This window comes from Burkholderia sp. Bp8986 (assembly GCF_003854225.1).
GTDB lineage: Bacteria > Pseudomonadota > Gammaproteobacteria > Burkholderiales > Burkholderiaceae > Burkholderia.
Map to the genome: position 1 here is coordinate 52,444 of NZ_QTQM01000013.1, position 18,543 is coordinate 70,986.

The 18,543-nt window shown below is 71.5% G+C and carries 19 protein-coding genes and 1 riboswitch; of the genes, 7 read left to right on the forward strand and 12 right to left on the reverse strand.

What is annotated here, in order from left to right:
- Window positions 1-45 precede the first annotated feature (45 nt).
- Complete coding sequence (locus tag DID99_RS14575; protein ID WP_124666986.1) at window positions 46-1,230, forward strand: MFS transporter; 1,185 nt, start codon at window positions 46-48, stop codon at window positions 1,228-1,230.
- Between the two features lie 264 nt (window positions 1,231-1,494).
- On the opposite strand, the gene cobM is transcribed toward DID99_RS14575, so the two are convergent.
- From cobM to cbiE, 4 genes are read right to left on the reverse strand one after another with little or no spacing between them, the layout of a single operon-like run.
- The gene (gene cobM, locus DID99_RS14580; RefSeq protein ID WP_124570495.1) at window positions 1,495-2,223 is read right to left on the reverse strand and encodes a precorrin-4 C(11)-methyltransferase; all 729 of its coding nucleotides are present in this window, start codon (window positions 2,221-2,223) and stop codon (window positions 1,495-1,497) included.
- Window positions 2,224-2,267: 44 nt separating this feature from the next.
- The gene (locus DID99_RS14585) at window positions 2,268-2,999 is read right to left on the reverse strand and encodes a cobalt-precorrin-6A reductase (protein WP_124666987.1); all 732 of its coding nucleotides are present in this window, start codon (window positions 2,997-2,999) and stop codon (window positions 2,268-2,270) included.
- Window positions 2,996-4,084 (reverse strand): cobalt-precorrin-5B (C(1))-methyltransferase, encoded by a 1,089-nt coding sequence (locus tag DID99_RS14590; protein ID WP_124570493.1) that lies wholly within the window; start codon window positions 4,082-4,084, stop codon window positions 2,996-2,998. The genes DID99_RS14585 and DID99_RS14590 overlap by 4 nt, the downstream gene beginning before the upstream one ends.
- The gene (gene cbiE / locus DID99_RS14595; protein ID WP_124570556.1) at window positions 4,084-5,319 is read right to left on the reverse strand and encodes a precorrin-6y C5,15-methyltransferase (decarboxylating) subunit CbiE; all 1,236 of its coding nucleotides are present in this window, start codon (window positions 5,317-5,319) and stop codon (window positions 4,084-4,086) included. Before cbiE ends, DID99_RS14590 begins: the two co-directional genes overlap by 1 nt.
- Window positions 5,320-5,545: 226 nt before the next feature.
- Window positions 5,546-5,738: riboswitch (cobalamin riboswitch) on the forward strand.
- 106 nt (window positions 5,739-5,844) lie between these two features.
- Between cbiE and cobG the strand changes: the two genes are divergently transcribed.
- From cobG to cobJ, 4 genes are read left to right on the forward strand one after another with little or no spacing between them, the layout of a single operon-like run.
- Window positions 5,845-7,206 carry a precorrin-3B synthase gene (gene cobG / locus DID99_RS14600; protein ID WP_311767494.1) on the forward strand — a complete coding sequence of 454 codons (1,362 nt, stop codon included), beginning with the start codon at window positions 5,845-5,847 and terminating at the stop codon, window positions 7,204-7,206.
- On the forward strand, window positions 7,199-7,825 hold the full coding sequence (locus DID99_RS14605; protein WP_044843547.1) for a precorrin-8X methylmutase: 627 nt from the start codon (window positions 7,199-7,201) through the stop codon (window positions 7,823-7,825). The genes cobG and DID99_RS14605 overlap by 8 nt, the downstream gene beginning before the upstream one ends.
- On the forward strand, window positions 7,822-8,556 hold the full coding sequence (locus tag DID99_RS14610) for a precorrin-2 C(20)-methyltransferase (protein WP_044843548.1): 735 nt from the start codon (window positions 7,822-7,824) through the stop codon (window positions 8,554-8,556). The genes DID99_RS14605 and DID99_RS14610 overlap by 4 nt, the downstream gene beginning before the upstream one ends.
- Window positions 8,553-10,292, forward strand: a complete 1,740-nt coding sequence (gene cobJ, locus DID99_RS14615; protein WP_124666989.1) for a precorrin-3B C(17)-methyltransferase — start codon at window positions 8,553-8,555, stop codon at window positions 10,290-10,292. Before DID99_RS14610 ends, cobJ begins: the two co-directional genes overlap by 4 nt.
- Before the next feature lie 240 nt (window positions 10,293-10,532).
- On the opposite strand, the gene DID99_RS14620 is transcribed toward cobJ, so the two are convergent.
- The 4 genes from DID99_RS14620 to DID99_RS14635 all read right to left on the reverse strand — a co-directional run bounded on the left by DID99_RS14620 (window position 10,533) and on the right by DID99_RS14635 (window position 15,217).
- Entirely contained in the window at window positions 10,533-11,276 is a 744-nt protein-coding gene (locus DID99_RS14620) for an IclR family transcriptional regulator (RefSeq protein WP_124666990.1), read from the reverse strand.
- A gap of 52 nt (window positions 11,277-11,328) precedes the next feature.
- A complete protein-coding gene (locus DID99_RS14625; protein ID WP_124485495.1) occupies window positions 11,329-12,495 on the reverse strand; it encodes an acyl-CoA dehydrogenase family protein in 1,167 nt (388 codons plus the stop codon).
- Window positions 12,496-12,601: 106 nt separating this feature from the next.
- Window positions 12,602-13,903 (reverse strand): CitMHS family transporter, encoded by a 1,302-nt coding sequence (locus DID99_RS14630; RefSeq protein WP_124666991.1) that lies wholly within the window; start codon window positions 13,901-13,903, stop codon window positions 12,602-12,604.
- 117 nt (window positions 13,904-14,020) lie between these two features.
- Window positions 14,021-15,217: a CaiB/BaiF CoA-transferase family protein gene (locus DID99_RS14635; protein ID WP_124666992.1), complete on the reverse strand. Its 1,197-nt coding sequence runs from the start codon at window positions 15,215-15,217 to the stop codon at window positions 14,021-14,023.
- A 272-nt stretch (window positions 15,218-15,489) separates the two neighbouring features.
- Here DID99_RS14635 and DID99_RS14640 point away from each other — a divergent pair, with 272 nt between their 5' ends.
- Together DID99_RS14640 and DID99_RS14645 are read left to right on the forward strand one after the other, a co-directional pair.
- Window positions 15,490-15,732: a hypothetical protein gene (locus DID99_RS14640; RefSeq protein ID WP_124666993.1), complete on the forward strand. Its 243-nt coding sequence runs from the start codon at window positions 15,490-15,492 to the stop codon at window positions 15,730-15,732.
- 145 nt (window positions 15,733-15,877) lie between these two features.
- Complete coding sequence (locus DID99_RS14645) at window positions 15,878-16,306, forward strand: NUDIX hydrolase (protein WP_124520781.1); 429 nt, start codon at window positions 15,878-15,880, stop codon at window positions 16,304-16,306.
- 15 nt (window positions 16,307-16,321) lie between these two features.
- Here the strand turns inward: DID99_RS14645 and DID99_RS14650 are convergent, their stop codons facing one another.
- The 4 genes from DID99_RS14650 to DID99_RS14665 form a co-directional block, all read right to left on the reverse strand.
- Window positions 16,322-16,648 carry a low molecular weight protein tyrosine phosphatase family protein gene (locus DID99_RS14650; protein ID WP_124666994.1) on the reverse strand — a complete coding sequence of 109 codons (327 nt, stop codon included), beginning with the start codon at window positions 16,646-16,648 and terminating at the stop codon, window positions 16,322-16,324.
- A gap of 36 nt (window positions 16,649-16,684) precedes the next feature.
- On the reverse strand, window positions 16,685-17,257 hold the full coding sequence (locus tag DID99_RS14655) for a DUF1993 family protein (RefSeq protein ID WP_124666995.1): 573 nt from the start codon (window positions 17,255-17,257) through the stop codon (window positions 16,685-16,687).
- 128 nt (window positions 17,258-17,385) lie between these two features.
- A complete protein-coding gene (locus DID99_RS14660; protein ID WP_044843557.1) occupies window positions 17,386-17,838 on the reverse strand; it encodes a YaiI/YqxD family protein in 453 nt (150 codons plus the stop codon).
- A gap of 84 nt (window positions 17,839-17,922) precedes the next feature.
- On the reverse strand, window positions 17,923-18,531 hold the full coding sequence (locus DID99_RS14665) for a VWA domain-containing protein (protein ID WP_124666996.1): 609 nt from the start codon (window positions 18,529-18,531) through the stop codon (window positions 17,923-17,925).
- Window positions 18,532-18,543: the final 12 nt, after the last annotated feature.

An 18,543-nucleotide genomic window follows, 5' to 3' on the forward strand; every position in this document is an offset into this window, starting at 1 on the left:
CGCAGGACGGAGGTGTCGTGCACCGATATCGAGGGCCACTCCATCATGAATCGCTTCACTTCCCCCGGCTGGCGGCTGGCCGCCGTCGTACTGGTCGGGTTGAACCTGCGGCCCGCGCTGGCCGCGATCGGTCCGCTGCTCGACATGATCCAGCTTGCGACCGGCATCGGCGATGGCGCGGCGAGCCTGCTGACCACGATCCCGATCCTGCTGATGGGCCTGGGCGCGCTCGGCGCGCGGCGGCTGCAGCGCGTGACGGGGATCGCCGGCGGCGTGTGGCTCGGCGTCGTGCTGATCGGGCTCGCGTGCGCGTCGCGCTTCGGCGCGCAGCACGCGTGGCTGCTGCTCGCGAGCGCAGGTTGCGCGGGCATCGGGATCGCGATGGTGCAGGCGCTGCTGCCGGGGTTCGTGAAGGCGCATTTCGCGACGCGCATCGGCGGCGCGATGGGCGTCTATTCGACGTCGATCATGGGCGGGGCGGTGCTCGCGAGCGTCGTCGCTCCGTTCGCCGCGGCCCGCTGGGGCTGGCTGGTCGCGCTCGCGGGCTGGGCGCTGCCGGCCGCGGTCGCGGCGCTCGCGTGGCCGCTGGCCAGTCGTGGCGGCGACGCACCGGCGTCCGGGCCGACGGCCGCGCCGCCGATGCAGGCGCTGCCGTCGCGCTCGCCGCGGGCCTGGCGGCTCGCGATGTTCTTCGGGATCGCGACGGGTGCCTACACCCTCGTGCTCGCATGGCTGCCGCCGTACTACATGCGGCTCGGCTGGTCGCCGACCGCGGCCGGCAGCCTGCTCGGCGGCGTGACGCTCGCGGAAGTCGTCGCGGGGCTGGCGATCTCGGCGACGATCGACCGCCTGCCCGATCGCCGGCCCGCGCTGCACGCGGCGATCGCGTCGCTGTTCGCCGGATTGCTGGTGATGCTGGCCGCGCCGGACACGCTCGCGATGCCGGCCGCGCTGCTGCTTGGCGCGGGGATCGGCGCGCTGTTTCCGCTGTCGCTGATCGTCACGGTCGATCATGCGGCGACGCCGGCCGATGCGGCATCGCTGACCGGGTTCGTGCAGGGCGTCGGCTATCTGGTCGCCGGGTTGTTTCCGTTCGCGGCCGGCATCGTGCGCCAGCATCTCGCGGATCTGACGCCGGCATGGATCGCGATGGCATGCCTGTGCGTCGTGCTGTTCGCGCTGGCGGCCGGCTTCGCGCCGCAGTTTGCGCGGCGTGTCGCGCGTGCGTAGCGCCGGTCAGGCGCGGCACGTGAAGGCGTCGACCCGGTTCGTGGCCGGCGCGCGGTTGCCCGTTGCCGGTTCATGCGGTGCCGTTCGACGATGGGCATCGATCGGCGGCCCGGCTCGCGCGGTTGCCCGTTCTCACCCGATCGTGCTGGTTCATGCGATGAGCGCCGCTCGACGATGGGTATTGATCGGTTGCCCCGCTCGCGAGGCAACGCATTGTCGCGATGCCTCGCAACGCGAAGTGCGTTGCGTTCGGTACACGCGTCATCACCCCCCGCTCGCGTACAGCGTCGAATCCGCGAACCCTTCCGCATCGAGCACGCGCCCGATCAGGATCAGCGCGGTGCGTTCGATCTGCGTGCCCTGCACCTTGGCGACGATGTCGGCCAGCGTGCCGGTCACGCGTTCCTCGTCGGGCCAGCTCGCGCGATAGATCACGGCGACCGGGCACGCGGGCCCGTAATGCGGCAGCACTTCGTCGACGATCCGCGCGAGATGCCGCACGCCGAGGTGAATCGCGAGCGTCGCGCGATGCGCGGCGAGCGCGCCGAGCGCTTCGCCTTCCGGCATCGTCGTCTTGCCCGCGAAGCGCGTGAGGATCACCGTCTGCGCGACACCGGGCAGCGTCAGCTCGACTCCGAGCGTCGCCGCGCAGGCGGCCGTGGCCGTCACGCCCGGCACGATTTCATAGGGAATCCCGAGCGCTTTCAGCCGGCGGATCTGTTCGCCGATCGCACCGTACAGCGACGGATCGCCCGAATGCACGCGCGCGACGTCCTGCCCTTTCGCATGCGCGTCGGCGAGCAGCGCGACGATCGCGTCGAGGTCGAGCTCGGCGGTATTGACGACCCGTTCCGCACGATGGCCGTCAAGCACGGCCGGCGGCACGAGCGACCCTGCATACAGGATCACCGGGCACGTGCGCACGAGGCGCTGGCCCTTTACCGTGATCAGCTCCGGGTCCCCGGGGCCCGCGCCGATGAAATACACCGTCATCGAAAAATCTCCGTCAATTCATGGGACAGCCGGGTCGCGTGGCATCAAGCACGCGCGGCCGGGTCGAGCGCGTCGAGCAGCGCGGCGGCCGAGTCGAACGCGCGGTCGGCGTCGGGCAGCGGCGGCCGGCGCAGCATCACGACCGGCAGCCGGCGTTCGCGCGCGACGTCGAGCTTGGCTTCGGTCGCGGCGCCGCCGCTGTTCTTGCTGACGACGACGTCGATGCCCGCGAGCGCGAACAGCGCGCGTTCATTTTCGAGCGTGAACGGCCCGCGCGCGGCGACGATCTGCGCGCGCGCGTTGCCGGGATGCGCATCGAGGCAGCGCACCAGCCAGAACTGGTGCGGCGGGATCGCGTCGAGATGCGCGAGCGGTTCGCGGCCGAGCGTGAACAACGGCCGGCGGAACGGCGCGAGCGCAGCCTCGATGCCGGCCCAGTCGTCGACCATTCGCCAGTCGTCGCCGGGTTGCGGCGCCCACGGCGCGCGGCGCAGCGCCCACAGCGGCACGCCCGCGTCGCGCGCGGCGGCCGCCGCGTTCGCGCTGATGCGCGCGGCATACGGATGCGTGGCGTCGATCACGAGGCCGACGCTGGCACCGCGCAGATACGCGGCGAGCCCCGCCGCCCCGCCGAAGCCGCCGACGCGCACGTCGCAGCGCAGGTCGTCGGGCACCTTGCCGAGACCCGCGAGGCTATAGACGTGCCGCGGACCGAGCGCGCGTGCGATCTTCAGCGCGTCGCCGGTGCCGCCGAGCAGCAGGATGCGCGCGCTCATCGTGCGATCCCGACGAAGCGGCCCTGCCGGTCGATCGCGAACATCTCGACGGCGACCGATGGCGGCACGATGTCGCGCGCGACCCGCAGCGCATGCGCGCAGACGAGATCGCCGAGCGGCACGCCTTCGGCCTGCGCGAGCTTCAGCGCTTCCTGGCTGGTGTTCGCCGCGCGCATCGCGGCCTGCAGCGCGTCGTTCGCGCCCGCCTCGGCCGCCCACTGCGCGAGCAGCGGCAGGTCGATGCTCGAATGGCGGCTGTGCAGGTCGAGATGGCCGGCCGCGAGCTTGCTGAGCTTGCCGAAGCCGCCGCACATCGACAGGCGCGCGACCGGCGCGCGGCGCAGGTGCTTGAGCACCGCGCCGGCGAAATCGCCCATTTCGATCAGTGCCATGTCGGGCAGGCCGTAGTGCGCGCGCATCGCATCCTCGCTCGCGTTGCCGGTGCACGCGGCGATGTGCGCGATCCCGTTCGCGCGCGCGACGTCGATGCCCTGATGGATCGACGCGATGTACGCCGAGCACGAGAACGGCCGCACGATGCCGGTCGTGCCGAGAATCGACAAGCCGCCGACGATGCCAAGCCGCGGGTTCATCGTCTTCAGCGCGAGCGCCTCGCCGCCCTCGACGCCGATCGTCACGTCGAAGCCGCCCGTGTAGCCGTATTCGGCCGCGAGCGCGTCGAGGTGCGCGGTCATCATCTGGCGCGGCACCGGATTGATCGCCGGTTCCCCGACCGGCAGCGTGAGCCCCGCGCGCGTGACGGTGCCGACCCCCGGCCCCGCGTGAAAACGCACGCCGGGCGCGGCGGCGAGCGCGACCCGCGCGAAGATCAGCGCGCCGTGCGTGACGTCCGGATCGTCGCCGGCATCCTTGATCGTGCCGGCTTCCGCGCCGTCGGCCGTGGCTCGGCAGAACGCGAGCCGCATCATCACGCGCTGCCCCTTCGGCAACACGATCTCGACCGCATCGTCCGCGCGGCCCGCGAGCAGCACGCGTGCGGCGGCGAGCGACGTCGCGGTCGCACAGCTGCCGGTCGTGTAGCCGAAGCGCAGCGGTGCCGGTTGTTCGGGGGTTTCGTCGCGCATCAGGCAGGGTCCGCGAGGTCGGTCGCCGTGGAAGCGGGCTTGTGCACGTCGTACAGCGTGACGGGCAACGGCTGCCGCCATGTGTCGAAGCGGCCGAGCGGCTCGGCGTGCGCGAGCGATACGCGCGTGAGCGTGCCGCCGTGCGCGTCGCGCCACGCGGCGAGCGCCAGCTCGCCCTGCAGCGTGACCGCGTTCGCGACGAGCCGGCCGCCGGGCTTCAGCGCCGACCAGCACGCGTCGAGCACGCCGGGCACGGTCGCGCCGCCGCCGATGAAGATCGCGTCGGGCGCGGCGAGCCCCGCGAGCGCATCGGGCGCGCGCCCGGCCACGAGTTGCAGGCCCGGTACGCCGAGCGCGTCGCGGTTGTGCTCGATGTAGCGCTGCCGCTCCGCATGCGACTCGATCGCGATCGCCTGGCACGACGGATGCGCGCGCATCCACTCGATGCCGATCGAGCCGCTGCCCGCGCCGACGTCCCACAACAGTTCGCCGGGGGCAGGCGCGAGGCGTCCGAGCGTCAGCGCGCGCATGTCGCGCTTGGTGAGCTGGCCGTCGTGGCGGTACGCGTCGTCGGGCAGGCCGGGCGTGAGTGCGCGGCGCGGCGCATCGGGGCCGGCCTGGCAGTCGAGCGCGACGAGATTGAGCGCGGCGGTTTCGTCGATGTGCCAGTCTTGCGCGAGCCCGTCGATGCGCCGCTCGAGCGGGCCGCCGAGGTGCTCGAACACGCTGAGGCGCGTCGGGCCGAAGCCGCGCGCGGCGAGTTCGGCGGCGACCGTGGCCGGCGTGCGGCCGTCGGCGCTCAGCACGAACAGGCGCCGGCCCGGCAGCAGGTGACGCGCCAGCGTCGCGAGCGGCCGGCCGACGAGCGACACCGCGCCGACGTCCTGCAACGCCCAGCCGAGCCGCGCGGCCGCCAGCGACAGCGACGACGGTGCGGGCAGCACGCGCCATTCGTCGGGGGACAGTTCGCGCGCGAGCGTCGCGCCGACGCCGAACAGCATCGGGTCGCCGCTCGCCAGCACGCAGACGGGCGAACCGCGCTGCGCGAGCAGGCCCGACAGGTCGAACGGCGACGGCCACGCGGCGCGTTCGGCCGGCAGCCGCGCGGGCAGCATGTCGAGGTGCCGCTTCGCGCCGACGACCCGCTTCGCCTCGAGCAGCGCGCGCCGCGCGCCGCGCCCGAGCCCCGCGTAGCCGTCGTCGCCGATGCCCACTACCGTCAGCCACGCCGTCATGCACCCTTCCCCTTCGTCCGATTCCATCGAGTCGCCGCACGGCGGCCGTGAAGGCGCCGGTGCGGCTGTCCGCATTGCGAAAGTCGGCATGGTACCGTGTTCCACCGCGCGTTTCATCTGCGAGCCCGCCGACGCCGGGCCGCGTTTCGCGTCGTCCACGGCGCCTGCCCGACGGTCGCCCGGCGGTCGCCTGGGGGTCCCGAAACGCCGGTGAAATCGGGTATCCTACGGCCGTTCGTTCGCCGGTGCCCTTCGGGGCCGAAGAGGGAACACAGGGCGCGCCTCGCGCCGCTGTGGCTGCCCCCGCAACTGTAGACAGCGAGCCGATCTCCCCCCTCATGCCACTGGTTTCACCGGGAAGGCCGGGAGCCGGCGCCGACCTGTCAGCCAGGAGACCTGCCGGCCTGAAAGTGCGTGCGTGCCAGTCGGCGTCGGGCGGGGTGTACCGATGCGTTGGCCGCGGCGCGACACTGTCCCGGTATCCCGTTGAGATCCGCCCCCGATTCGAATCCTGCTTCGCCCGTCGTGCGCCCTTCGGCTTGCCCGGGGCTCGTGCGCATCGTCGCGGCCGCCGACGGCGGGCTGTGCCGGATCAAGCTGCCGGGCGGCCGGCTCGACGCGCGGCAGGCGCGCGCGATCGCCGCCGTCGCGCGTGCCTGCGGCTCCGGCGCGATCGACGCGACCAATCGCGCGAATCTCCAGTTGCGCGGCATTCGCGACGGCACGGCCGATACGCTGGTCGACGCGTTGCTCGACGCGGGCCTGGGCCCACGCATCAACGCGGGCGAGGCCGCTGACGACCGCGCCGCGCTCGCCGCAAGCGACGACGTCCGCAACCTGATGCTCAGCCCGCTTGCGGGGCGCGATCCCGACGCGCTGCTCGATAGCCGCGCACTCGCGCTTGCGCTGCTCGACATGCTGACGCACGAGCCGCGCCGCGGCGAACTGTCGCCGAAATTCTCGATCCAGCTCGACGGCGGCGAATCGGTCGCGGCGCTCGATCATCCGCACGACATCTGGCTCGCCGCGTGGCGTCGCGGCGACGGCGCGGTCCGCATCGCCGCGGGCCTGGCCGGCTGTCCGCCGGTCGCGCCCGACGATCCGCCCGCCGCGTTCGACGTGGCGCCGGACCAGGCCGTCGCGCTCGTGCGCGCGTTGCTGCTGGCGTTCCTCGATCTCGCACCGGCCGACGTCACGCGGATGCGCGCGTGGCTCGCGACCGGCGGCGCACGCGCGTTGCGCGAGCGTGCGCAGCATTACGTACCGTTCCCGCTCGAAGCCGATCCGGCACTGGCCGGCTGGCGGCGCACGCAAGCGGATGCCGCGCTGCGTTTCGGCGCACGGCCGTCGCGCGACGCGGATCGCTGCAGCGTCGGCGCGCAGTTCGTGCTCGGCCGGCTCGACGCGTCGCAACTGGAACGGCTCGCGGCACTGGCCGACGCCGACGGCGACGGCACGCTGTCGATGACGCCGTGGCAAGGCGTGTTCGTGCACGGCGTGCGGCACGAACGTGCGCCGGCCGTGCTCGGCGCGCTCGCGTCGCTCGGGCTCGTGTGCACGACATCCGACCCGCTGGCGGCGCTGGTCGCCTGCACCGGCAGCGCGGGCTGCGCGAAGTCGCGTGCCGATACGAAACGCGATGCGCTCGCGCTGGCCGCGCGCGTCGGCCATCCGGTCGACGTGCACCTGACCGGCTGCGAGCGCCACTGTGCGCTGCCGCACCCCGCGACGCATACGCTGGTCGCGGTCGCGCCCGCGCGCTACGACCTTTACCGGCGCGACGCCGCCGCGGGCCTCGGCGCCCCGCTCGCGCGCCATTTGACGATTGACCAGGCCGCGGCCCGACTGACGGGCGCGCGCCACAGCCAGGACACCACCGATGCTTGACTACATTCGCGACGGGCAGGAAATTTACCGCCAGTCGTTCGCGACGATCCGCGCCGAGGCCGACCTGTCGCAGGTTCCGCCCGATCTCGAGAAACTCGCGGTGCGCGTGATCCACGCGTGCGGGATGGTCGATGTCACCTACGACCTGCGCTTCTCGGCCGGCGCCGGCACGGCGGGCCGTATGGCGCTCGCGGCCGGCGCGCCGATCCTGTGCGACGCGAAGATGGTTGCCGAAGGCATCACGCGCGCGCGGCTGCCGGCCGGCAATCGCGTGATATGCACGCTCGGCGAACCTGAAGTGCCCGACCTCGCGCGGCATCTCGGCAACACCCGCTCGGCCGCGGCGCTCGAACTGTGGCGCCCGCATCTGGCCGGCAGCGTCGTCGTGATCGGCAATGCGCCGACCGCGCTGTTCCACCTGCTCGACATGATCGACGCCGGTGCGCCGCGCCCCGCGCTGATCCTCGGCTTTCCGGTCGGCTTCATCGGCGCGGCCGAATCGAAGGCGGCGCTCGACGCCGACAGCCGCGGCGTGCCGTACGTCGCGCTGCTCGGCCGGCGCGGCGGCAGCGCGATGGCGGCCGCCGCGGTCAACGCACTCGCGACGGAGGCCGAATGACGGCCCCGCGCGGACGCCTGTTCGGGGTCGGCGTTGGCCCCGGCGATCCTGAACTGATGACGATCAAGGCGCTGCGCGTGCTGCAGGCCGCGCCGGTGGTCGCGTATTTCGTCGCGAAGGGCAAGAAGGGCAATGCGTACGGAATCGTCGAGGCGCACCTGCGCGACGCGCAGACGCAATTGCCGCTCGTCTATCCGGTGACGACCGAGGCGCTGGCGCCGCCGCTTTGCTACGAGACCGTGATTGCCGACTTCTACGACACGGCGGCCGAGATCGTCGCGTCGCATCTCGATGCCGGGCGCGACGTCGCGGTGATCTGCGAAGGCGACCCGTTCTTCTACGGGTCGTACATGTACCTGCACGATCGCCTCGCGCCGCGCTACGACACCGAAGTGATCCCGGGCGTGTGCGCGATGCTCGGCGGCACGGCCGTGCTCGGCCAGCCGCTCGTCTATCGCAACCAGAGCCTGTCGGTGCTGTCCGGCGTGCTGCCGGAGGACGAATTGCGCGCGCGGCTCGCGCAGGCCGACGCGGCCGTCGTGATGAAGCTCGGCCGCAACTTCGACAAGGTGCGGCGCGTGCTCGACGAACTGGGGCTCGCGAAGCGCGCGCTGTACGTCGAGCGCGCGACGATGGCGGCCCAGCGCATCGTGCCGCTCGACGAAGTCGATCCGATGGCGTCGCCGTATTTCTCGCTGCTCGTCGTCCCGGGGGAAAAATGGCAAGGATGACGACCCCGCCCGCGATCGTGATTCTCGGCGCGGGCGCGCTCGATACCGCGCGGCGCATCCAGGCGCGTTATCCGGGGGCCGCCGTGCACGGGCTCGCGTCGCGCGTCGAGGCCGACGTGCCGTTCGACGAACTCGGCGCGCACCTGCGCGAACTCTACGCGCGCGGCTTGCCGATCGTCGCGCTGTGCGCGGCCGGCATCGTGATCCGTTGCGTCGCGCCGGCACTCGCCGACAAGGGTGTCGAACCGCCGGTGCTCGCGGTCGCGGAAGACGGGTCGGCCGTCGTGCCGCTGCTCGGCGGGCTGACGGGCGTCAACGTGATCGCGCGCGAAATCGCCGAATGCCTCGGCGTCGCGCCGGCGATCACCACGAGCGGCGAACTGCGCTTCGGCGCATGCGTGCTCAACCCGCCCGACGGCTATGCGCTCGCCGATCTCCAGCAAGGCAAGCGCTTCGTGTCCGACCTGCTCGCGGGCGCGGCCACGCGCGTCGACGGCGCGGCGCCGTGGCTCGACGACGTCGCGCTGCCGCGCGACGACGCGGCCGCGCATGCGATCCGCGTGACGCCCGATGCGTGGCGCGGCGCGCGCGACGAACTCGTGATCCATCCGCGCAGCGTGGTGGTCGGCGTCGATACGCGCGGCGTGCGGGCCGATGCGGCGCCGTCGCTTGCCGAACGCATCGACGCGCTGCTCGACGCGCACGGCCTCGCGCGGCTGGCGCTTGCCGCGCTCGTCGCACCGGCGACGTTGCTCGGCGATGCACGGGTCGAAGCCGCCGCACGGATGCTGGAGGTGCCGCTGCGCTTCGCCGATGTCGAAGGCGATGGTGATGGTGATAAGGCCCGCGCTGGCAACACCGTTGCCGCCACCCTGCTCGCCCGCACGTTGCGCGTCGCGCATACGCTGCGCGCAGCGACCGATGGCCTCGCGTGCGCGGTCGCGGCGCAACCGGTCGATCCCGCCACGCTCGGCCGTGCACGCGGCCGCCTGACGGTGCTCGGCCTCGGCCCGGGCGACGCCGCATGGCTCACGCCCGCGGCGCGCAGCGCGCTCGCGGACGCCACCGATATCCTCGGCTATACGACCTACGTGACGATGGCCGGCCCGTTCCGCGCGGAGCAGCGCGTGCACGGCACCGACAATCGCGAGGAAATGCAGCGCGCGCGTCATGCGTTCGAATTGGCGGCCGAGGGCCGGCGCGTCGCGGTCGTGTCGTCGGGCGATCCCGGCGTGTTCGCGATGGCCGCGGCCGTGCTCGAAGCCCTCGACGAAGCGCGCGATCCGCGCTGGGCCGCGGTCGAACTGCGCATCGAACCCGGCGTATCGGCATCGCTCGCGACCGCCGCGCAGGCCGGCGCACCGCTCGGCCACGATTTCTGCGCGATCTCGCTGTCGGACAACCTGAAGCCGTGGGACGTGATCGAGACGCGCCTGCGGCACGCGGCGCAAGCCGATCTGGTGATGGCGTTCTACAACCCGATCTCGCGTGCGCGGCCGTGGCAGCTCGATCGTGCGCTCGATGCGGTGCGCGCGCATCGCGCGGCCGACACGGTCGTCGTGCTCGGCCGCGACATCGGCCGGCCCGGCGCGACGCTCGCGACGACGACGCTCGGCGCGCTGCGCAGCGATCAGGTGGACATGCGCACGATGGTGATCGTCGGTTCGTCGACGACGCGGCGTTTCGCGATCGGCGACGGGCGTGAGTGGGTGTATACGCCGCGCTGGTATCGCTGAACTTTGATGCGGATTGAGCCACAGTCCAGCCTTGCTGGCCGGGGCGATGGCGTGGTTCGGGCGCCGAGCCGCCCGGATATCGCGCAGCACCCGTACGCGTTCGCAGCGACCTTCGGGAAGCTCGACGGCGAGCGGCGTACCGGCATGTGATGCGATGCGGCCGTTCCCGGTCGCTATCCTGCATCGCGGTGAACGGGCAGCGAAGCGAAGCAAGCGCCCCGCCCCGCTTCGCGGCCTTTGCTAGCCGCGCCCCTGCTCGGCCAGCAGCCGCGTCTTCGCATCGACCAGCAGCGCTGCATGCGTGTCGCGATGCTGGCGGATCCGCTCGGTCGGCCCGACGACCGACAGCCCGTACCAGTCGCCGTCGAGCGTCAGCGCGACCGCGATCGCCGACAGCTCGGGCGCGCTCTCGCCGAAGTTCTCGGCCCAGCCGAGTTCGCGAAACCGCGCGGTTTGCGCGACGAGCGCCGGCAGGTCGGCCACCGTCGCATCGGTGAAGCGCTCGAACGACAACTGCGCGCCGAGCGCCTGCTGCGCATCGCTCGCGAGTTCCGCGAAGATCGCCTTGCCGATCGAGTTCGCATGCAGCGGGCGCAGCTCGCCCGGCTGGCGCGTATAGCGGATCGCCTGCTCCGACTCGACGACGTCGAGATACGTGACCGACGCGCCCTGGATCTTGCCGAGCACGGCCGTCTCGCGGCTCGCGTCGCGCAGCGCGACGAGATGCGGATGCACGATGTCGACGACGGGATCGGTCGCGTCGATCGCGGCGGCGATCGTCTGCAGGCGCCGCGTCGGATAGTAGCCGCCGCGCTTGCGCACCTCGTACAGATAGCCGCGGCTCACGAGCGTGCGCGCCATCGCCAGGCAGCTCGACGCCGGCACGTTGAGCAGGCGCGCGAGTTCGGTGAGCGGCAGCGGCCGCCGTTCGGCGGCGAACAGCTCGAAGAGATCGAGCGTGCGGGCAACGAGTTTGACGTCCATGACGAGCGCTTGATTCGGAACGGGAAACGCGCGCCGGGCGAGCCGCCGCGTGTCAGTACGACTTCGGCAGCCCGAGCACCTTCTCCGCGATGTAGCACAGGATCAGTTGCGGACTCACGGGCGCGAGCCTCGGAATCATACACTCGCGCAGGTAGCGCTCGACATGGTATTCCTTCGCATAGCCCATCCCGCCGTGCGTCGCGATCGCCGTCTGGCAGGCCTGGAACGCGGCTTCCGCGCCGAGGTACTTCGCGGCGTTCGCCTCCGCGCCGCACGGCTGCCCCGCGTCGTAGCGCGTCGCGGCCTTCATCACCATCAGCCACGCGGCCTCGAGCTGCATCCACGCCTGCGCGAGCGGATGCTGGATCGACTGGTTCTGCCCGATCGGCCGGCCGAACACGACGCGCTCGCACGCATACTGCGTCGCGCGTCGCAGCGCGGCCTGACCGAGGCCGATCGCCTCGGCGGCGATCAGGATCCGCTCGGGGTTCAGCCCGTGCAGCAGGTAGCGGAAGCCGTCGCCTTCGTTGCCGATCAGGTCGTCGCGCGGCACGCGCAGGTTGTCGATGAACAGCATGTTCGAATCGACGGCCTTGCGGCCCATTTTCTCGATCTCGCGCACCTCGACGCGCGCACGGTCGAGGTCGGTGTAGAACAGGCTCAAGCCGTCGGTCGGCTTCGCGACCTGGTCGAGCGGCGTCGTGCGCGCGATGATCAGCATCTTGTTCGCGACCTGCGCGGTCGAGATCCAGATCTTGCGTCCGCTCAGCACGTAGTGGTCGCCGTCGCGGCGCGCCTGCGTGCTCAGGTGCGTCGTGTCGAGGCCGGCGTCGGGCTCGGTCACCGCGAAGCAGGCCTTGTCGCGCCCGGCGATCAGCGGCGGCAGGAAGCGCGCCTTCTGCGCGTCGTTGCCGAACACCTGCACCGGGTTCAGCCCGAAGATGTTCATGTGGACGGCCGAGGCACCCGACAGGCCGGCGCCCGACGCGCTGATCGTGCGCATCATCAGCGCGGCCTCGGTCATCCCGAGCCCGGCGCCGCCGTGGGCCGGATCCATCGCGATGCCGAGCCAGCCGGCCTCGGCGAGCGCCGCGTGAAAGTCGGACGGAAATCCGCCCGCGCGATCGCGCTCGAGCCAGTAATCGTCGCCGAAGCGTTCGCAGATTTTCTCGATCGCGCTTTCGATCGCGCGCTGGTCGTCGGTCAGGTCGAACTGCATGGATTGCTCTCCAGGAAAACGTGAACGGCCGCGCCGCGCTCGAGACGATGTCGGCCTTCGAGGGGGGGCGGTGGCGGCCGGCGCGGCGCGACAGGCACGCGGACGCTCACAACGGAAACACGCCCGCCACGACCGCGGCGAAGACCATCAGCACGGTGGCGGCGAACAGGAACGGGATCGTGAACTTCTGGTGCTCGGCCAGCTCGACGCCGGTCAGGCCGACGATCAGGAACGTCGCGGGCGTGAGCGGACTGACCGGGAACCCGGTGGTCATCTGGCCGAGCAGCGCGGCCTGCGCCATCTGGATCGGCGGTACGCCGAGCAGCTTCGCGCTTTCCGCGAGCACCGGCAGCACGCCGAAGTAGAACGAATCGGGATCGAACAGCAGGCTGAGCGGCATCGACAGCAGGCCGAGCACGAACGGCATGTGGCGCGCATGCTCGACCGGCACGTGCGCGACGACGACCTCGGCCATCGCCTTCAGCATCCCGGTGCCGGACATGATCCCGGTGAACGCGCCGGCCGCGAGCAGCACGCTCGCCATCATCAGCGCGGCCTTCGCGTGCGCGTCGATCCGCTCGCGCTGCGCCTGCACGTCCGGATAGTTGATGACGAGCGCGGCGACCGTGCCGAGCATGAACATCACCATCGGGTCGACGATGCCCGACACCAGCGTGCCGAGCACGACGAGCGTCAGCGCCAGGTTGATCCGGAAGCGGCCGGGCCGGCGCAGCACGCGCTCGGCGTCGGTCAGCTCGCGCGGCGCGACCGCGAGCGACGCCGCGCCGGCGCGATCGAGCCCGAGCCGCCTGGCCTCGCGCACGCCGAGCATGTAGGCGGTGCCGAACACGAACGCGAGCCCGACGATCTGCACCGGGATCATCGGCATGAAGATCGCCGAGCCGGGAATGTGCAAGGCCGCCGACGCGCGCAGCATCGGCCCGACCCATGGCAGGAAGTTGACCCCGGCCGCCATCGACGCGACGCACGCGAGAATCCGCCGGTCCATGCCGAGCCGCGTATAGAGCGGCATCATCGCGGGCAGCGTGACGAGAAACGTGACGGCGCCCGAGCCGTCCAGGTGGATCAGCAGCGCGAGCAGCGCCGAGCCCGTCACGATGCGCGGCGGATGGCAGCCGATCACGCGCAGCACGCCCGCGATGATCGGGTCGAGCATCCCCGCATCGGTGAGGATTCCGAAAAATAGAATCGCAAAAACGAACATCCCGGCGATCGGGCCGATGTTCTGCACGCCGCGCACGATGAACGTGCCGGTCGAGAGTCCGAAGCCGGCCGCGAGCGACGCGGCCACCGGCACGACGATCAGTGCGACGAGCGGCGACAGCCGCTTCGTGATGATCAGGCCGAACAGCGCGACGATCGCGATCGCGCCGATCCATGCGAGCATGATGTGTCTCCTCTGACGCCGGCGCGCGTCGGGCGCGGTGCGGCGCGATGTCCGAAGCGGCGTGCGGGCGTGCGGCGGCGTCGGGCGCCTTCGCACGGCCGCCGGCCGCCAGGTGTGTCAGTTGCGGCGCGTGCGGCCGGCGTTGTCGTTGGTGTCGTTGGCGTGGCCGGCGTCGCATGCATCCTCGGCAAACACCTGTGTCGCGTGTTCGTTCAGCGCCGGCGGCGGCCGCCGGTACGTGGCCGGTGTGCGGCCGAGCTTGATCGGCGACGCGATGCCGCGATGCCGGCCCAGTTCGACCTTCATCTGCCGATGTGCGACGTGCGGATGGTCGAGCGCCGCATCGAGCCCGAGCACCGGCGCGCACGGCACGCCGCGGCGCATCAGCTGCTCGGCGAGCGCCGCGCCGTCGTGCGCGGCCAGCGCCGTTTCGAGCAGCGCGCGCAACGCGGCGCGGTTCGCGCTGCGCGCGCGGTTGTCGGCGAAGCGCGGATCGGCGGGCCAGTCGCGCGTGCCGAGCACGTCGCACAGCGCGGCGAACTGCCCGTTGTTGCCGACCGCGAGAAAGATGTCGACGCTCGCGGTCGGAAAACTGTCGTACGGCGTGATGTTCGGATGCGCGTTGCCGGTGCGCGCCGGCGCCTTCCCGGAATGGAAGAAATTCGGCGTATGCGGATGCAGGATCGACAGCGCGCAGTCGAACAGCGTCGCTTCGACGAACTGGCCGCGCCCGCTCGCATCGCGTTCGCGCAGCGCCATCAGCACGCCGAGCGCCGCGTTCAGCCCGGTGACGAGATCGACGATCGGTACGCCGACGCGTAGCGGCGCGCCGCCCGCCTCGCCGTTCACGCTCATCAGCCCGGCCAGCGCCTGCACGGCCGCGTCGTAGCCGGGCAGGCCGCCGAGCGGGCCGTCCGCGCCGAAGCCCGAGACGCGGCAATGGACGAGGCGCGGAAAGCGCGCGTGCAGCGTGTCGAAGCCGAGGCCCCAGCGCTCCATCGTGCCGATCTTGAAGTTCTCGACCAGCGCATCGGCGTGCTCGAGCAGGCCGAGCAGCCGCTCGCGATCCGCCGGCTGCGTCAGGTCGAGCGCGATGCCGAGCTTGTTGCGGTTCACGCCGAGGAAATACGACGCCGTGTCGCCGTCGAACGGCGGCCCCCAGGTGCGCGTCTCGTCGCCCGACGGCGGTTCGACCTTGATCACCTCCGCGCCGTGGTCGGCGAGGATCTGCGTCGCGTACGGGCCGCCCAGCACCCGCGACAGATCGATGATGCGCAACCCCGCCAACGCGCCCTGCTGCTTCAGTTCCGCCATGCGTCTCGCTCCTGCTTCCGGTTGATCGGACCGCCGGTTCCGCCGGGCCGACAGCAGCGGCACGGTTGTCCGGACTCGAAGAATAATTCTTGGGTGTGAATTTATATTCACACTCGAGAATTTCATTGTCAAGCAGGAGATGCCCCGGCGGCCGCGCCGAGAACGCGGCCGGCCGCAAGTGGGGACGCCACCGAACGCCGGCCGGTTGCCGCGCCGGGCCGCGATTCGCTAAGCTGGCGGACGGTGCTCAACTGAAGAAAGGCGGAGATTTCATGAAACGCACGCTGCTCGCGGCCATCCTGCTGGCGTCGACGCTGGGCGTCGCCCGCGCGCAAACCCAGACCTTCCATTTTGGCGAGGGACAATTACAGCCGCGGGCCGCCGCGCCGGTGGCACGACCCGCGCCGGTGCGCCCGCACGTGACGCCGCCGCATCACCACCGGCGTACCGTCCACAAGCAGCACCACGGGCGGTCCGGAAAGCCGGCGCGCGCGGGGATCGACACGCACGCGTGAGGTGATCCGCGTTGCGCGCGACAACGCACGGAACTGTCACGAACGGCCGGTATGATCGGCGCGGCGGCTTGCATGCCGTCGTGCCCGGCGATCGGCCGACGTGCATTTCCCTTCACGATTGAGCACCAGTTTTGTTTTGCCGAACATGAATACCGGGCCGGATACCGTCGTCAGCATCAAGGAACGCGCCACGATCGTGTGCCGCCAGCGCAGCAGCGTGCTGCTGGTCGCCCGTACCGCGGCGCGCTGGTCGCTGCCGGGCGGCACGATCCGGCGCGGCGAGACGCCGCTGGAGGCCGCGCAGCGGGAACTGGCGGAGGAAACGCGGCTGGAGGGGCTCGCGCTCGACTACGCGGTGCAGTTCGGCGGCCTCACGAAGCTCCATCACGTGTTCGTGGCCGACGTGCCGAAACACCTGACGCCACGCGCGAGCAACGAGATCGCGCGCTGCAAGTGGTTCGACGTCGAGCGGCTGGAGACGCTGCGGGCGAGCGTGCCGACCCGCAAGATCATCGAGCTGCTGCACCTCGACCGCTTTTCCGCGCTCGCGGACGGGCCGCTTCGCTCGCGCTGAACCGGCCCGCGCGGCTCACGCGTGCAGCAATGGCCCGGCCTTGCGCTCGAGCAGCGCGACCAGTTCCGGCTGCATGTATGCGTAGCGGTCGGGGATGTCGAGACAGACGATCTTCTTTTGCTTCAGCCGGGCGCCGAATCGGGCGTGCAGCTTCGCCTGGTGCGCGCGTTCCATCACGAACACGATCTCGGCCCATTCGAGCTGTTCCGCGGACAGACGCGTTTCCGCGTCGGGCGCGAGGCCCGCGGAGTCGGTTTCGACGCCCGGCCACGCGGCGAACACCGCCTCGGCCGTCGGGCTGCGCAGCCGATTGCGGCTGCAGATGAACAGGGCGCGTGTCATGCCGGTGCGCGGCGGCGGGATCGTCCGCTCGACCGTTCAACCCTGCGGAATCGTGCCGGGCCGCACGTAGGCCAGCATGTGCGGCACGTAGTCGGCCTTGCCCAGCTCGACGCCGTGATGGCGCAGGATCGCGTACGCAGCGATCGAATGAAAATAGAACTGCGGCAGCGCCCAGTCGCGCACGTACTGCTCGCCGGTCATGTCGAACGCGATACCGTTCGGCAGTGCGAGCGCGATCGGCAGCGCGGCGCCACCGTCGAGTGCGTCGGGCGCGAGTTCGCCGAGGAACGCGATCGTGCCGGCGAGGATGCCCTGTGCGTCGCCCAGCGTGCCGGGCTGCGCATCGGCATGCCAGCCGGCTTCCCGCAACGCCAGCAGCGCGTCCGGCAGCGGTTCGCCGCGCAGCCGGTAGACGGGTTCCATCGCCTGGAAGCACGAAAACCGCACCTGCGCCGCGAGCGGATACATGTCGGGTGCGAGCTTCAGCGCGAGCACCGCATCGGGCGCGTCGCCGGCGGCCTGCCGGTGCGCCACGGCCTTGTGGAGCCACGCGGATTGCGCGCGCAGCATCTGGGTGAACGTTGGAACGAGAAGTTGAGTCGGTGACATCCATGCCCTCAGGTGGGTCGTTCGCGCCACGACATCGATGCCGGGGCAGCATCCGTATTCTGCCGTAGCGGACGGTTCGACGCGAAACCGGTGACGTATCGCACGATCGACGCGCGGGGCCTGATGTGTCACGGCTTGCCGTGGCGTGCCAGGAACCGGTCGAGCTGCGACGCGAACGCCTTGCCGTCGCGTGCGCTGAACGGGGCCGGCCCGCCCGTGTCGATGCCCGCGCTGCGCAGCTGATCCATCATCGCGCGCGTCGACAGGCGCTCCTCGATGTTCTCGCGGCTGAACCAGTTGCCGCGCGGGTCGAGTGCATGCGCGCCCTTGTCGAGGACGGCGGCGGCCAGCGGGATGTCGGCGGTGATCACGAGATCGCCGGCTGCCGCGAGCTCGACGATCCGCGCATCGGCCACGTCGAAGCCGGCCGGCACCTGCAGCGCCTTGATGAACGGCGACGGCGGCGTGCGCAGGAACTGGTTCGCGACCAGCGTCACGCAGATCTCGGCGCGACGCGCGGCGCGAAACAGCATGTCCTTGATGACGGCGGGACACGCGTCGGCATCGACGAGTACTTGCATGGAAGGCATTCCGGTGAGTAGAAACGGCGATCATAGCGCAGCGCCGGCAATCGGCCCGCCCGGCCCGCGCGCCCGATCACCGGATCAGCCGGCCAGCCGTGGACACAGCGACGCGGCCGTCATCCATTGCGCGCCCCACGCATCGGCGAGCCGCCTGCCCTGCCCGATCCGCACGGCTGCATCGTCGAAATCGACGAACACGACGTGATCGGCGGCCGCCGGTTTCGGCGGTGTTTCGCGCGTGCGCCCGTCGGACAGCACCCACAGCCAGCGCTGCTGGTCCGGCGTGCGCCGTGCGGCGCCGGCGAGCAAGTGTCCGGCGGCGGCGATGCCGTCCGCAAGCGGTGTGCCGCCGCCGCCGTCCACCGGCTCGAGCCAGCGCGCATTCCACCAGCGCGGCACGGCCGGGCCGAAGCGCCGCTCGGCGCCGTTGCCGCCGAAACAGATCAGCGCGGTTGCCACGCGGTCGCGCGCGGCCTGATCGAAGTACGCGACGATCAGCCCTTTCGCGAGCGCGAGCCGTTCGTGCGACAGCATCGACGCCGAACAGTCGAGCACGAAGCAATGGAGTGCGCGCGGCGTGCCGACCTGCTTGCGAAAACGCAGGTGGTCGGCGTGCAGCGGGCCGCCGCGCTTCGCGGCGAGCGTCGCCGGCCATGCAACGGCCGTGCCGGCACGCACCGTTCCCGGCACGCGCGCGGCGGC

Coding starts and splice junctions, on each gene's coding strand:
- DID99_RS14645 (WP_124520781.1), top strand. CDS start 15,878: ATGAATACCGGGCCGGATACCGTCGTCAGCATCAAGGAACGCGCCACG.
- DID99_RS14585 (WP_124666987.1), bottom strand. CDS start 2,999: ATGAGCGCGCGCATCCTGCTGCTCGGCGGCACCGGCGACGCGCTGAAG.
- cobM (WP_124570495.1), bottom strand. CDS start 2,223: ATGACGGTGTATTTCATCGGCGCGGGCCCCGGGGACCCGGAGCTGATC.
- DID99_RS14610 (WP_044843548.1), top strand. CDS start 7,822: ATGACGGCCCCGCGCGGACGCCTGTTCGGGGTCGGCGTTGGCCCCGGC.
- DID99_RS14620 (WP_124666990.1), bottom strand. CDS start 11,276: ATGGACGTCAAACTCGTTGCCCGCACGCTCGATCTCTTCGAGCTGTTC.
- DID99_RS14640 (WP_124666993.1), top strand. CDS start 15,490: ATGAAACGCACGCTGCTCGCGGCCATCCTGCTGGCGTCGACGCTGGGC.
- DID99_RS14575 (WP_124666986.1), top strand. CDS start 46: ATGAATCGCTTCACTTCCCCCGGCTGGCGGCTGGCCGCCGTCGTACTG.
- DID99_RS14655 (WP_124666995.1), bottom strand. CDS start 17,257: ATGTCACCGACTCAACTTCTCGTTCCAACGTTCACCCAGATGCTGCGC.
- DID99_RS14590 (WP_124570493.1), bottom strand. CDS start 4,084: ATGCGCGACGAAACCCCCGAACAACCGGCACCGCTGCGCTTCGGCTAC.
- DID99_RS14635 (WP_124666992.1), bottom strand. CDS start 15,217: ATGGCGGAACTGAAGCAGCAGGGCGCGTTGGCGGGGTTGCGCATCATC.
- cbiE (WP_124570556.1), bottom strand. CDS start 5,319: ATGACGGCGTGGCTGACGGTAGTGGGCATCGGCGACGACGGCTACGCG.
- DID99_RS14605 (WP_044843547.1), top strand. CDS start 7,199: ATGCTTGACTACATTCGCGACGGGCAGGAAATTTACCGCCAGTCGTTC.
- cobJ (WP_124666989.1), top strand. CDS start 8,553: ATGACGACCCCGCCCGCGATCGTGATTCTCGGCGCGGGCGCGCTCGAT.
- DID99_RS14630 (WP_124666991.1), bottom strand. CDS start 13,903: ATGCTCGCATGGATCGGCGCGATCGCGATCGTCGCGCTGTTCGGCCTG.
- DID99_RS14650 (WP_124666994.1), bottom strand. CDS start 16,648: ATGACACGCGCCCTGTTCATCTGCAGCCGCAATCGGCTGCGCAGCCCG.
- DID99_RS14625 (WP_124485495.1), bottom strand. CDS start 12,495: ATGCAGTTCGACCTGACCGACGACCAGCGCGCGATCGAAAGCGCGATC.
- DID99_RS14660 (WP_044843557.1), bottom strand. CDS start 17,838: ATGCAAGTACTCGTCGATGCCGACGCGTGTCCCGCCGTCATCAAGGAC.